This window comes from Pseudomonas sp. AC070, from assembly GCF_979258635.1.
In genome coordinates this window covers 1,347,274-1,360,285 of the sequence record NZ_OZ409871.1, presented here as the reverse complement: position 1 = coordinate 1,360,285, position 13,012 = coordinate 1,347,274, and the positions used below count along the sequence as shown (strand labels likewise).

The following is a 13,012-nucleotide window of genomic DNA, read 5'->3' as shown; positions in this document are numbered from 1 at the left end:
CGATGGCCTGAATCCTGTACGCGGCAGTACAGGCCCCGTACAATGCCGAGCACTTCCTTGCCTTCGCAACTGATATAACGGCCAAACATGCGTACCAGTCAGTATTTGCTCTCGACCCTCAAAGAAAACCCAACCGACGCCGTCGTGGTTAGCCACCAGCTGATGCTGCGTGCCGGCATGATTCGCAAACTGGCCTCTGGCCTGTACACCTGGTTGCCCATGGGCCTGCGTGTTCTGCGTAAGGTGGAAACTGTCGTTCGTGAAGAAATGAACGCGGCCGGTGCGCTCGAAGTGTTGATGCCTGCCATTCAACCTGCCGAGCTGTGGCAAGAATCCGGGCGTTGGGAACAATACGGCCCTGAGCTGCTGCGTTTGAAAGACCGCCACGCGCGCGATTTTTGCGTGGGTCCGACGCACGAAGAAGTCATCACCGATCTGATGCGCAACGAGTTGAGCAGCTATAAACAGTTGCCTATCAACCTGTACCAGATTCAAACCAAGTTCCGCGATGAAATCCGCCCACGCTTCGGCTTGATGCGCGGCCGCGAATTCACCATGAAAGACGCCTACTCGTTCCATATCGACCAGGCCTCTTTGCAACAAACCTACGACCGCATGCACCAGGCGTACTGCAATGTGTTTAGCCGCCTGGGCCTGAACTTCCGCCCTGTGCAAGCCGACACTGGCTCCATCGGCGGCACTGGCTCGCACGAATTCCACGTGCTGGCCGAGTCGGGTGAAGACGATATCGCCTTCAGCAACGTCTCCGATTACGCCGCCAATATCGAGAAAGCCGAAGCCATACCGCGGGAAACTTCTCGAGGCGCCGCGACCGAAGAAATGCGACTGGTGGACACGCCAAACGCCAAAACCATCGCCGAGCTGGTAGAAGGCTTCAACCTGCCCATCGAAAAAACCATCAAAACACTGGTGGTGCATGGCGCTGAAGAAGGCAAGTTGGTGGCGCTGATCGTTCGTGGCGACCACGAACTCAACGAAATCAAGGCCTCCAATCTTGAGCAGGTTGCCAGCCCGCTGGAATTCGCCACCGAAGCAGAACTGCGCAACGCCATCGGCGCTGGCGCCGGTTCCCTCGGCCCGCTGAATCTGCCGCTGCCTTGTGTAATCGACCGTTCGGTTGCCCTGATGAGCGACTTCGCCATCGGCGCCAACATCGACGACAAACATTACTTCGGCGTGAACTGGGAGCGCGACTTGCCGCTGCCGGAAATCGCTGACCTGCGCAACGTCGTCGCCGGTGACCCAAGCCCAGACGGCCAAGGCACGCTGGAAATCAAACGCGGCATTGAAGTCGGGCACATCTTCCAGCTCGGTAGCAAATACAGCGAAGCCATGAATTGCACCGTGATGGGTGAGAACGGCAAACCTGCCATTCTGACCATGGGTTGCTATGGCATCGGCGTGTCGCGGGTGGTGGCGGCTGCCATCGAGCAGAACAACGACGAGCGCGGCATTCTCTGGAGCGACGCTCTGGCGCCCTTCCAAATCGCCCTGGTACCGCTGCGCTACGAGAACGAAGACGTGCGCGCCGCGACCGACAAGCTCTACGCCGACCTCACCGCTGCCGGCTTCGAAGTGCTGCTGGATGACCGTGACAAGAAAACCAGCCCCGGCATCAAGTTTGCCGACATGGAATTGATCGGCATCCCGCACCGCATCGTGGTCAGTGACCGTGGTCTGGCCGAAGGCAATCTGGAATACAAGAACCGTCGTGAAACCGAGGCGCAGGCCATTCCGGTTGCTGAGGTGTTGTCCTTTGTCCAGTCCCGTACCGGTCGTTGAGTGTTAGCCAGAGCTCCCATGTTCAAGCCACGTTCCATTAGCCTCATCGGCGCCGCTCTGTGCGGCGCCTTGCTGCTCAGCGGCTGCGCCAATCACATGTCGCAGCGGGCTGAGCGCGAGGACCGCGCTGAGCGCAAATTGCTCAACCACAGCTTGCAGATCGACGTGGGGCAACCCGACGTACTCGAACTGCCGCAACGGCGCGTGCGCATTCAGGACCAGAAAACCTTCGAAGTCACTGAGTTCGAGGTCACCCGCATCTACGACCGCTACACGCCTTACCAGGCGTGGCGCGAGCTGTACGAAGTGCCGCTGGGCGTGGTGGCTGTGGTGGCCGGGGTTGGCGCCAACGTGGTGAACGTGGTGATGCTCGGCAACGTGCCGGAGACAGCAACCAAAGGCTGGATCGACTACGGGTTCGCGGGCCTCAACCCGTTTATGAACACCCAATCCAATGGTCGCTCGCAGCAGAACCTGGCGCGTATCAACGAACAGCAGAAAGACAAACGCACCGAGTATTCCAGTCTGCCCTGGGCCGAGCGCCCGGTGCTGATTACGGCGGGGCCGCAAACCCACGAATTGAGCACAGACCGCAACGGCGTGCTGCGCCTCAACCTGCTCGACGGGCCGTTTGCCGAGCAGGATGTCAGCCGCGTCGGCAAGCTCGTACTGAGCGTAGAAGACGATCAAGACCACACCCGCGCCGACGCCACCCTGCAAGTCAGCCGCACCCTGCGCGGCAAGTTGCTGGAAGCACACGCGCTGATCTACGACGATCTGGAAGACGACGAAGTGGCGCAGTGGGTTCACCGGGTTAAACGCCTGTCTGACCTGGGCCTGGAAGAAGAAGCCAACGAGTTGGAACAAAGCCTGATTGAACTGACCCGCAACGACCCCGAGTTGCAGCAGGAATTTCTCGCCTCGCTGCGCAAGGATGCCGGCCGCCTTGTGGCCGATCCCGGCGCCAACAACTGAGCCTGGCATGAGCGCGTGCTTGCGCCTGGCGCTGTACTGCCTGTTATTACTCGCCCTGCCCCTGAGCGCAAATGTGCGCCAGGCGCCGGAACCGGAGTTGCGCGACTTGCTGCAACGCACGGTGTCCGAGGCCGACAGTTTTGTTGATCGCTATGACGCTGAAGTCTGGCTGCTCGACATGTCCACGCGGCTAAGCCGTTACATGCCCGACGCTGAAGAGCGTCTGACGCTGCTCAAACAGGTGCACCACGAAGCCAGCAAAGCCGGGCTGAAGCCGGAGTTGGTCATGGCGCTGATTCACGCCGAGAGCCGCTTCAACCGCTTCGCCATTTCTTCAGTCGGCGCCCAAGGCATGATGCAAGTGATGACCTTCTGGAAAGCCGAGCTGGGCCGCGAGCAAGACAACCTCACCGACAACGCCACCAACCTGCGCTACGGCTGCACCATCCTCAGCTACTACCTGAAGAAAGAGAACGGCGACCTGAACCGCGCCCTGGCCCGCTACAACGGCAGCCTCGGCAAAACTACGTATTCAGGAAAGGTGGTCGGTTATTGGCAGGATTATTGGTATGTGAAACCCTGAAAAGCATCGAGGCTAAAAGCCTCTCCCACAATTGAACGCGCTGCTGTGGGAGAGGCTTTAGCCTCGATGGGCTCTACCAGGACATCGCGTTTTCACCCACGAACCACAAACCCGGCAATGCCCTGCAGCGGATGTTCTTGCAACTCCACCGCCGTCACCTTGGCCTTTTTCGGCCCGGTTTCCAGCCAGGCAGCCAGCTCCCGCACAGCCTCTTCTTCGCCTTCAACCAACACCTCAACCCGGCCATCGGCCAAATTGCGTACCCAACCATCAAGGTCTAACCGGGTGGCTTCGGTTTCGGTGCTTTGGCGAAAAAACACGCCCTGCACCTTGCCACTGACATAGCCATGCAAACAGATTCGGGCCATTGCGCTACTCCTTCGTTTGCAGTTCAGCCAGGCGCTTGCTCAGGCCCGCTGCGGTTTGTTCGCCCATCAGGCGCTCGCGCACCTGGCCTTTGGGGTCGACCAGATAGGTGACCGGTAATGCTTCGCTGCGCGGCAGTTTGAAACGCTCGCCAGGGTCGGTCGCCAGCACCATGAAACGAATGCCCATGGTGTCGGCGGCCTTGCTTAGCGCCTCGCTTTGCAGGGCATCGAAGTTCACGCCGAGCACTTGCGCGTGCTGACCTTTGAGTTGCTCGGCCAGGCTATTGAGCTCTGGAATCTCCGTGCGGCAGGGTCCGCACCACTCGGCCCAGTAATTAATCACTAACCACTGGCCATCCAACTGCTCAGCCGTTACCTTTCGTCCATGCTGATCGACGCCGTAGTCATCAGCGCAGCCAGCCAGCAAAAGCCCCGCGCAGACACTTAACGCAATCTGCCCCATGAGCATTTTTTTAATGACCTTACGCGCAAGCGCAACCATGCATTCGATCCTCGTACCTGCAGGGGTGGTATGACACTGGACGCCCTACGCCTTGAGGTGCCGGACATCCTCGACGAAGCGGCCGCGCCGCTGGCCGATCTCAATGAGCGCTTGGCCGAAGCCCGCCTGCAATCGCATGAAGGCGCGCTGCATCTGGTGTTGGGTTTGTTGTTTCGCCTCAATCGCAGCGCCACGACCTTACTCGAAAGGCAACGCGCGCTGCAAAGTCTGAGCGATGAGTATCGCCACTACGCCGAGCACTACCGTCACGGCAACACGCCGCCGATGTTGTTTGTGCGTTTCTGTGGGGAAATGGCCATCGGCTTCAAGCGCCTGCTGCTGCAGATTCTGCAGGGCCGGCAACCTTCGCGCCCGCACTTGGCCTGGTGCCTGTATATGGCCCAGCACTTCCTGGCGCAGAACCTGTTGCGCCATTACCAGCTGTACCAAGAGCCACCGGCCAGCCTGTGGCGCGACAGCCATTTGTTGTACTGGATTGGCGAACATCAAGACTGCCTCGACGAGCCCGTGGCCGCCGCCTTTCATCCGCTGCCCGCGAACACCTTGCGTGGCCTGTACCAGCAAATGCTGCTGCTGTCCTTGAGCAATCCATTCCATTTGGCTGAAGGCGAAAGCCCGCAGTTGTTCAGCGCATTGGCGCCGCTGGCGAGTCTGGCGCGCTTGCTGCCGTGGGATGACGAAGATGACACCGAAGGGCCCATCGTTGACCTGACCGAATCGCAACCCAGCCTGCCCTTTGAGCAACACGCCGACAGCGATCCAGCGTATTTGCGCCGCTTCGAATTGGGCGCGTTGCTGGTCGCGCTGCACGAACCGGCACCGCTGCAAACCAAGGTGGAAGGCGAACTGCTGCAACGGGTGCGGCATCACTGGCTAGGTCGCCAACCGCGTCGCCATGAGCGCTCCGATCAAGTGGGGGATTGCAGCCTGGTAGTCGGCTTGCCGGCCATTCACGCGCAACTGCTTGAGCACCGTCCAGGCCATTGCGCCGCGCAAATGCTCGACACCAGCTCCGGCGGCGCGCGCCTGTTGTGTCACGCCGACCAAGGCCGTTTGTTGCCCGTCGGCCAGTTGGTATTGCTGCTGACCAACAGCGGCACACCCACCCTCGCCCTGTTGCGCTGGCGGCACCAAAACGCCGACGGCCTGTATTTGGGCCTGCGCTATTTAAAAGGCCTGCCGCGCCCGGTCTGGCTGCGGCGCAGCCCCAGCACGCAGACTCACCCCGGCGTATTGCAAAGCACGCCGGTTGTCGGGGGCGGCTGGAACCACGGCCTGTGGCTGCCCAATGGCCAGTTCAGCGCTGGCGAAAACCTCTGGCTGCAATTGGTCAGCGTACACAACCAGGCCGCCCTGCCCCTACCCCCCGCGAACCTCGAAACAGCCTCGGTCAGCCGTCACCCATTGAAGCTGGCCTAATAGTCAAAACTGCGAGACCGATCACGCCGACCGGCGGCCAAGCGCACAGTTTGCTTGTAGCGCCGTGCCTATAATTTCGGCCGTCTGTCCCTACACCCCATTCTAAAATCAGCCCGGAAGCCTCCATGTCTCAAGCCCACGACAAGCTGATCGGCCCCGTGCCATCGCGCATCACCGACGCCGCCCGCCTGCTCGTGACCGAATACGACGGTCGCGTAGCTGACTTCAACGTCGCCGCCTGGCTGCAACTGCCCGGCCTGGCCAATCTGCCGGTGTCGCTGGTAATCAGCTACCGCGACGCCGGTGCCCGCCGCGAAGTGCTGGTGGACCACGGCAAGGTCAACGGTCAGGGCAAGATTTTGCTATCCGGCATCGGCCGCGTGCCGGTGAAGCAGAAGATTGAAGACATGCAGGTGTGCCTGCGCTCGGCCATTGCGCCTACGAGCCTGGTGGTCGAGGAATTGTTCGTTCAAGCCGTGGAACCCGCCGTCGCCCAGAGCCAACAAGCACTGGCTTGAACTGAGCGAACCGTTCCCCAGTAAACAAAAAACCCCGCGCCTTGGCTGCGGGGTTTTTTATTTGAACGGAGGGCATCGTTTTCAGGCCCGGCGCATCGCGGCTGAAGCCGCTCCTACAAAATGCACAATCCGTGGGAACAGCGATCCTGATTAACGAGGCGTGCAGTTGCCAGTCGCGCGCTCGGGCAAGTAATCGACGTCGGCATCTTGCTCAACCGGCGCGCGCACTGCCAGCGACTCGGGCCAGCGCGCAAAGTTGAGGCCGGTAATGCGATTGAGCCCTTCCAGCGCGTGTTCGGGATGGCTGTGGTGCAGGGCAATCACGGTGCCGTGCTTTTTCGCGGTGTGGCTGTTGGGCTTACTCATAGCACCCGATTCCTTGGCTAGTCCGTGCCAGGCTGGCAGTTTGATAGCTATCTGCGGGTAAGAGAGCCAAAAGCGTGCCAACTGTAATCTCTGCCATTTCGCAGCGTCCCGACGGCCAGGAGCGCGGCGCGCAGCGCGGGGCTACGCGCAAACTGACACTTTTTGTCAGTCCGCCCCGCCCTCTTGCTCGTCTGCCGCTTGCAGCCACTGCAACAAGCTAGCGCCGAACAGTTCGGCTTGCTCGTCATGCAAGGCCTTCAATCCAGCCCGCAAGCCGGGATACCACGCTTCATCCATTTGCGCCGGCAGTTGTTCCAAACGCGGCAGCGGCCAGGGGCAATGCAACAACAGCTGATGCAACGTGTACTGGCCGAGGTCGCGGCACAGTACCCAGCCGCCACCACTGGCGCGACAGATCAGCAACTCACCCTCAAGAAACTCGACGATCTCGTCCCACTCATCCTCAGGCAGCCGCCAACCCTGACCGTGAACATCGTTAAGGCGCAGCACTTCGCCGCGTACCTGGGCATCGTGGAACATGCGCAGCAGCCCCAGCGTCACCAACAAACGCGGCAAGGCGCGACGGCGCCAGTGCCGGGACGAACCGAGGTTGCACGCCAGCTCGGCGCCAAACAGCACGATCAACCACGACAGATACAGCCAGAGCAGAAACAGCGGCACCGTGGCGAAGGCGCCATAAATCAGTTGGAAACCGGGAAACAGTCGCACATACAACCCGAACAGAGCCTTGGCCACTTCAAACAACACCGCTGCAAACACGCCGCCAAGCAAGGCGTTCTTCAACGGCACGCGGGTGTTGGGAACCGAGGCGTAGATCAGGGTAAAGGCCGCCATGCTCGACATCAGCGGCGTAAGACGCAGCAGCGCCTGCGCACCAATAACGGCGTCCGGCCCGGAAATCAGCGACAGCGAGGTGATGTAGGTGCTCACCACAAACCCCACGCCGAGCAGCAGCGGGCCGAGGCTGAGAATCGCCCAATACAGCAGAAAGCTGGAAATGCCGCGACGCGGCTGACGCACACGCCAGATATTGTTCAGCGCCTTTTCCACCGTCACCAACATCGCGAACGCCGTGACCGCAAGAAACACCACGCCGATCCAAGTCAGCTGCCGCGCCTGGGTGGTGAAGTTGTTCAGGTACTCCTGCACCATTTCGCCAGAGGCGGGTAGAAAGTTATGGAAGATAAAATGCTGAATCTGCTCGCCGACGCCGGAAAAGGCCGGCACTGCCGAGAGCATGGCGAAGGTCACGGTCATCATCGGCACCACCGCAAACAGCGTGGTGTACGTCAGCGCCGCCGCGCTGTTAGGCCCGTGATCAGCCAAAAAGCGATGCAAGAGAAATCGCCAGAATTCCACAAAATCATCGAAACCTTGGCGCATGCCCTTTCCCTTGTTCAGTAGTAATTCGCCCTGTGCGCGCAACGCCGTATTCAGGCCTGGCTGCCGACGCGGGTAGAATAGCCGCCACCCTAGGCAAGATGCGATATGCACATGACCGACCTGACGCTTTATCACAACCCGCGTTGCAGTAAATCTCGCGGCGCGCTGGAGCTTCTTGAAGCCCGTGGCCTGCAACCCACCGTGGTGCGCTACCTGGAAACGCCGCCAAGCGCGGCCGAGCTCACCGCCCTGTTGAGCAAATTGCAGCTCTCTGCCCGCGCGCTGCTGCGCACCGGTGAAGACGAATACAAAACCCTCAATCTCGCCGACGCCAGCCTGAGCGATGCGCAACTTATCGCCGCCATGGCCGCGCACCCGAAACTGATCGAGCGACCGATTCTCGTCGCGGGCAACAACGCCGTCATCGGCCGCCCACCGGAGCGCATTTTGGAGCTGCTGCCATGAGCCAACCGTACATTCTGGTTCTGTATTACAGCCGTAACGGCGCGACCTTGGAGATGGCCAAGCAAATCGCCCGTGGCGTTGAATTGGCCGGCATCGACGCCCGCCTGCGCACCGTGCCGGCCATCTCCGCCGAATGTGAAGCTGTAGCGCCAAGCATTCCGGCTGAAGGCGCGCTGTACGCCACGCTGGATGACTTGAAGAACTGCGCCGGTTTGATCCTTGGCAGCCCGACCCGCTTCGGCAATATGGCCGCGCCGCTCAAGTACTTCCTCGACGGCACCAGCAGCCTGTGGCTGACCGGCGAACTGGTGGGCAAACCCGCCGGCGTATTTACCTCCACCGCCAGCCTGCATGGCGGCCAGGAAAGTACCTTGCTGTCGATGATGTTACCGCTGCTGCACCACGGCATGTTGGTCGCCGGCCTGCCTTATAGCGAAGGCGCGTTGTTGGAAACCCGGGGCGGCGGCACGCCGTATGGCGCCAGCCACCACGCAGGACAAGATGGCAAACGCCCGCTGGACGAACACGAAATCAGCTTGTGCCGAGCCCTGGGCAAGCGCCTGGCCGAAACCGCCCTGCGCCTGCGCGCGCCGTTGGAGAACACCCGTGGCTAAAACCCCGAAGCCATTGCCCGAACTCACCTGGCTGGCGCCGCGCTTGAAAGTCAGCCGTGCCCTGACGCTGATTAGTTTCTTCGCCCTGGCGGCGCTGTTGCTGGTGTGGAACCTGGTCTACGCCGACCTGCATGGCGCACGCACTTGGGTGATTCTGTGCATCGAGCTCGGCCCGCTGGCCCTGCTTGCTCCCGGCCTGCTGATGGGCAACGCGCGTGCCCATGCCTGGACCTGTTTTGTCGTTAACCTGTACTTCATCAAAGGCGTGCTCGCCGCCTTCGACCCGCACCGCAGTTGGCTGGGCTGGAGCGAAGCGCTGCTAAGCCTGGCGCTGTTTACCAGCGCGTTGCTGTACACGCGCTGGCGCTTTCAGCATGACCGGAAGTTGGCGGGCGAGTGATCTAAAAGCATCGCGGCTAATCGGAATGCCGCCCAGCCGCTCCTACGGATTGGCAATCGATGGGAACGGCAGGGCGGCATTTCGTTTAGCCGAGACGTCCGGGAAACATCAAGACGGCGCCTGGCGCTACCAGCCCAATGTCTCTTTCAAAAACGGAATCGTCAGCTTGCGCTGAGCCTGCAGCGAGGCCTGATCCAGTTGTTCGAGCAATTCGAACAACGCGCTCATGCTGCGGGTGCCTCGAGTGAGAATGAAGCGCCCTACTTCATCCGTTAGATGCAGCCCACGGCGCGACGCCCGCAATTGCAAGGCGCGTAGTTTGTCTTCGTCCGATAGGGTTTGCAGCTGAAACACCAGGGCCAGGGTCAGCCGCGACTTTAAATCCGCTAGCTGCACCGGTAATTCGCGAGGCGAGGCACCCGCGGCCAAGAGCAAACGCCGGCCGCTGTCGCGCAACCGGTTGAACAGGTGGAACAGCGCCTCTTCCCATACGGCATTGCCAGCGATGGCATCCAGATCGTCCAGACACACCAGCTCGCACTGCTCCAGGTTATCCAGCAGCTCCGGACCCAGCTGCACCACGTCCGCCAACGGCAAATACACCGCCGACTCGCCGCGCTGCTCGAAACGCAAACACGCCGCTTGCAACAGGTGAGTTCGGCCCACGCCATCGCTGCCCCAGAGGTACATCAGGCTTTCCGTCCAGCCCGCGTCGGCCTCGCACAAACGCTCCACATAGCCAAGCGCTGCGGCGTTGGCGCCGGGGTAGTAATTCGCGAAGGTGGCGTCGTCGCGCAAGCGCACGCCAAGGGGCAGCTGTATCGGTTTCATGCAGGATCGGGCGGTTCCGGGCGGCGCCAGGAAGGCGCGCGACAAAGGGGGCGAAGTTTATCGGCTTCTTGGCGCTAAGTCATTGATGGCAAAAGCATCGATACAGGAGGCAGCGCCAGCAGCGGCAGCCGCGTGAACGTGGCCAAACATCTGTAGGCTCATTTCTACTGAGCGCGAGGAGTTTCCCGATCGTCGCGATGCATTCGCCATCCACCCATCGGTATCGGCCGCATGCCAGACCGGTCCCTTCGGGGGGCGCTTCGCTCCACGCCGCGTGCGGCCTCGCTTGAGGAGACGGCGCGGACTGCTGGTGTGCGATCGCGCCTGACGGACGTTCCCCTCCATCAGCAGCCCCTTCCCTATTGATGCCTGCTGCTTGATAGCCGTCGCCAATTGAAGGCACACCCAAAGCACAACGGGCCCGATTAGATTGCCGAGCGTCAGGGCCATCGCCGCCGTCGAACGAAGCGGCGCTTGCCCCTTACATCCCTCAGCCCATCAGACCCTAATCATGACCACTCTGAAAAACGCACCCGCTCCGTCGTCTTACGCAACAGTGGCTATTTTTGTTTTGTGTTTACTGGCGCTGGCTGGCCATGCCCGCGCCGCCTATTCCGTCAGCGCGAGCGGTTCCGAAGTGCTGGTTTCGGAGCAGTCCGCCAGCCGCGAGATCGATCGAATCCGCAAGCTCACACCGTCCAAAAGCGCGGCGTTAAATCAGGAAGCACTCGCCGAGGCGCGGGAGGCAGCGGAACGCTACGCGCGCATTCCTGACGAGTTGATGGCGCTCGAGAAAATATCCGTGGATAGCATCAGAAGCCGAACAGCCGAGGCGATGAACAAGCTGCCTGATCTGATTAAGGACTGTCGTGAAACGGGTATTGCCGAGAACATTCTGATCATCCGGCGCCAACTGCTGCAGTTCGACAACACCATCGCCTTCGATATCTTCTCTGCGCCTCAGGAAGATCAATCACTCAACGAAAGCGAAGCGACGACCATCGCCGACATCGTTCATTTCCTGGCGTTAAGCCCTGAAGTTATCTGCGAGAAATACAGCGATAAGAATGCATTTGAGACGATGCGCAACCAGTTGAAATCCACCATCAGCATCGCCAGCAAAAAACTGGCCGAAGAGATTTCCACTATCAATGAACGAGCGCCGCGAGCCAAGGCGCTGAGCGAAGTGTGGTCACAGTATCGGGACCTGCTGATGAAATCGATCGAAGAGGAAAGTGCCCCTGCCACAAAAGTAGCGGACCAGCTCGGGTTCATCATCGGGGTGTTCTGCGCCTTTGGCATTTTGATGTTTCTGGCGGTGCGGATATTCCCATCAGAAATACAAGTGGAGCTGATCGCATCGGGCCAGGTCATTCAATTCGCCACCGTGATGGTGATATTGATCGTGATCTGCGTGCTCGGCATGTCGAAGCTGCTGACCGAAAACACCTTGGGCACCTTGCTGGGTGGGATAGGCGGGTATGTCTTGTCCCAAGGCGTGGGCCGAGCGGTCAGTAGAGCTGCGGTTCGCGACCATCATGCAGCGCAAAACACTAAACCCTGAAACACAAACAGGTGGTGGGTCCTTTGCGAACCCAACCACCTGTGTTTTTAGCTGAACAGTGAAGAAAAGCTACTCGGGCTGTGCGGGCAATACCTCGACAACTTCAACCGCTTCCACTGGTTGCCCGTCGTCATACATATCCGACTGTTTATAGAAGTCGTGGACATGACGCAGTAACACCATGATCACCGCCGCCACCGGCAGGGCCAGCAAAATGCCGGTGAAGCCGAATAGCTGGCCACCGGCGAGAATGGCGAAAATCACCGCCACCGGGTGCAAGCCAATGCGGTCGCCGACCAGCAACGGCGTAAGCAGCATGCCTTCCAGCAGTTGGCCCACGGTGAAGACGGCGGCGATGCCGAGCAGTGGGTAGAACTCCGGGCCAAACTGGAACAAGCCAGCCGTAATGGCCGCGCCGAAACCGATAACGAAGCCCATATACGGCACGATGCTGGCGAGCCCGGCAATTACGCCGATCAGCAAGCCCAGCTCCAGCCCGACCAGCATCAGGCCACTGGCGTAAATCACGCCGAGGCCGAGCATGACCAGCAGTTGCCCCCGTAGAAACGCGCCAAGCACTTCGTGGCATTCGCCCATCAACTGCACGATGAAGCCTTCGCGGCTGCGAGGGAGCAGGCCGCGCAGCTTGGCGACCATCACGTCCCAGTCGCGCAGCAGATAAAAACTCACCACCGGAATCAGCACCACGTTGCCCAGCCAGCCGAGCAAGGCCAGGCTCGAGGCGGTGGCCGAAGCCAGCACGGCGCCAACGATGTCGGTGGTTTTGCCCAAGTGCTCGGTAACGGCCGTTTTAACCTGATCGAACTTCCAGAAGCCATCGGCCAGCCCCAGCTTTGCTTGCACCCACGGCAAGGCGCTGTGCTGGGCCCAGTCGATCATCTGTGGCGCCAGCTCGTACAAGCGAACCAATTGCCTGCCGAGCATGGGCACCAGCACCAGCAGGGCGATCACCAGAATCAGGGTAAACACGCTGAACACCACGATCACCGCCCAGGTGCGCGACAGTCTCCAGCGCTCCAAGCGGTCGGCCAGCGGGTCGCCCATGTAGGCCAGCAAAATGCCGATCAGAAAGGGCGAAAGAATCGGGTGAATGGCGTACAGCAGAACACCGAGCACAACCAGCGCGGCAATCCATGGCCAATGACGTGAGTCAGTCAT

General features: G+C 60.5%; 15 protein-coding genes. 9 read left to right on the top strand and 6 right to left on the bottom strand.

The genetic code is table 11. From position 1 onward, the window contains the following. Positions 1-87: 87 nt before the first annotated feature. The 3 genes from ACZZ0Q_RS05980 to ACZZ0Q_RS05970 are packed head-to-tail and all read left to right on the top strand — an operon-like array spanning position 88 to position 3,361. Positions 88-1,803: a proline--tRNA ligase gene (locus tag ACZZ0Q_RS05980; RefSeq protein WP_463539742.1), complete on the top strand. Its 1,716-nt coding sequence runs from the start codon at positions 88-90 to the stop codon at positions 1,801-1,803. Between the two features lie 18 nt (positions 1,804-1,821). Then, positions 1,822-2,778 carry a hypothetical protein gene (locus ACZZ0Q_RS05975; protein ID WP_463539743.1) on the top strand — a complete coding sequence of 319 codons (957 nt, stop codon included), beginning with the start codon at positions 1,822-1,824 and terminating at the stop codon, positions 2,776-2,778. A gap of 7 nt (positions 2,779-2,785) precedes the next feature. After that, positions 2,786-3,361: a lytic transglycosylase domain-containing protein gene (locus ACZZ0Q_RS05970; protein WP_463539744.1), complete on the top strand. Its 576-nt coding sequence runs from the start codon at positions 2,786-2,788 to the stop codon at positions 3,359-3,361. Positions 3,362-3,453: 92 nt separating this feature from the next. Here ACZZ0Q_RS05970 and ACZZ0Q_RS05965 read toward each other — a convergent pair whose 3' ends face one another. Together ACZZ0Q_RS05965 and ACZZ0Q_RS05960 are read right to left on the bottom strand one after the other, a co-directional pair. After that, entirely contained in the window at positions 3,454-3,729 is a 276-nt protein-coding gene (locus ACZZ0Q_RS05965) for an acylphosphatase (protein WP_122493933.1), read from the bottom strand. A 4-nt stretch (positions 3,730-3,733) separates the two neighbouring features. Beyond that, complete coding sequence (locus tag ACZZ0Q_RS05960; RefSeq protein WP_463542229.1) at positions 3,734-4,198, bottom strand: TlpA disulfide reductase family protein; 465 nt, start codon at positions 4,196-4,198, stop codon at positions 3,734-3,736. Between the two features lie 63 nt (positions 4,199-4,261). On the opposite strand from ACZZ0Q_RS05960, the gene ACZZ0Q_RS05955 reads away from it, so the two are divergent. Both ACZZ0Q_RS05955 and ACZZ0Q_RS05950 read left to right on the top strand, forming a co-directional pair. Continuing rightward, positions 4,262-5,671: a PilZ domain-containing protein gene (locus tag ACZZ0Q_RS05955; RefSeq protein WP_463560375.1), complete on the top strand. Its 1,410-nt coding sequence runs from the start codon at positions 4,262-4,264 to the stop codon at positions 5,669-5,671. Between the two features lie 125 nt (positions 5,672-5,796). Beyond that, a complete protein-coding gene (locus ACZZ0Q_RS05950) occupies positions 5,797-6,189 on the top strand; it encodes a hypothetical protein (RefSeq protein WP_122493935.1) in 393 nt (130 codons plus the stop codon). A gap of 150 nt (positions 6,190-6,339) precedes the next feature. Here the strand turns inward: ACZZ0Q_RS05950 and ACZZ0Q_RS05945 are convergent, their stop codons facing one another. Next, positions 6,340-6,555 (bottom strand): hypothetical protein, encoded by a 216-nt coding sequence (locus ACZZ0Q_RS05945; protein WP_122493936.1) that lies wholly within the window; start codon positions 6,553-6,555, stop codon positions 6,340-6,342. A gap of 165 nt (positions 6,556-6,720) precedes the next feature. Beyond that, entirely contained in the window at positions 6,721-7,959 is a 1,239-nt protein-coding gene (locus ACZZ0Q_RS05940) for a virulence factor BrkB family protein (protein ID WP_122493937.1), read from the bottom strand. Between the two features lie 111 nt (positions 7,960-8,070). On the opposite strand from ACZZ0Q_RS05940, the gene arsC reads away from it, so the two are divergent. From arsC to ACZZ0Q_RS05925, 3 genes are read left to right on the top strand one after another with little or no spacing between them, the layout of a single operon-like run. Then, entirely contained in the window at positions 8,071-8,424 is a 354-nt protein-coding gene (arsC, locus tag ACZZ0Q_RS05935) for an arsenate reductase (glutaredoxin) (protein ID WP_463542230.1), read from the top strand. Continuing rightward, entirely contained in the window at positions 8,421-9,038 is a 618-nt protein-coding gene (gene wrbA, locus ACZZ0Q_RS05930) for an NAD(P)H:quinone oxidoreductase (protein ID WP_463539745.1), read from the top strand. Before arsC ends, wrbA begins: the two co-directional genes overlap by 4 nt. Next, positions 9,031-9,438, top strand: a complete 408-nt coding sequence (locus ACZZ0Q_RS05925) for a DUF2069 domain-containing protein (protein WP_463539746.1) — start codon at positions 9,031-9,033, stop codon at positions 9,436-9,438. The genes wrbA and ACZZ0Q_RS05925 overlap by 8 nt, the downstream gene beginning before the upstream one ends. Positions 9,439-9,564: 126 nt before the next feature. Here the strand turns inward: ACZZ0Q_RS05925 and hda are convergent, their stop codons facing one another. Beyond that, the gene (gene hda / locus ACZZ0Q_RS05920; protein ID WP_463539747.1) at positions 9,565-10,269 is read right to left on the bottom strand and encodes a DnaA regulatory inactivator Hda; all 705 of its coding nucleotides are present in this window, start codon (positions 10,267-10,269) and stop codon (positions 9,565-9,567) included. 511 nt (positions 10,270-10,780) lie between these two features. Between hda and ACZZ0Q_RS05915 the strand changes: the two genes are divergently transcribed. Then, positions 10,781-11,833: a hypothetical protein gene (locus ACZZ0Q_RS05915; RefSeq protein ID WP_463539748.1), complete on the top strand. Its 1,053-nt coding sequence runs from the start codon at positions 10,781-10,783 to the stop codon at positions 11,831-11,833. A gap of 69 nt (positions 11,834-11,902) precedes the next feature. On the opposite strand, the gene ACZZ0Q_RS05910 is transcribed toward ACZZ0Q_RS05915, so the two are convergent. Then, positions 11,903-13,012 (bottom strand): AI-2E family transporter, encoded by a 1,110-nt coding sequence (locus tag ACZZ0Q_RS05910; RefSeq protein WP_463539749.1) that lies wholly within the window; start codon positions 13,010-13,012, stop codon positions 11,903-11,905.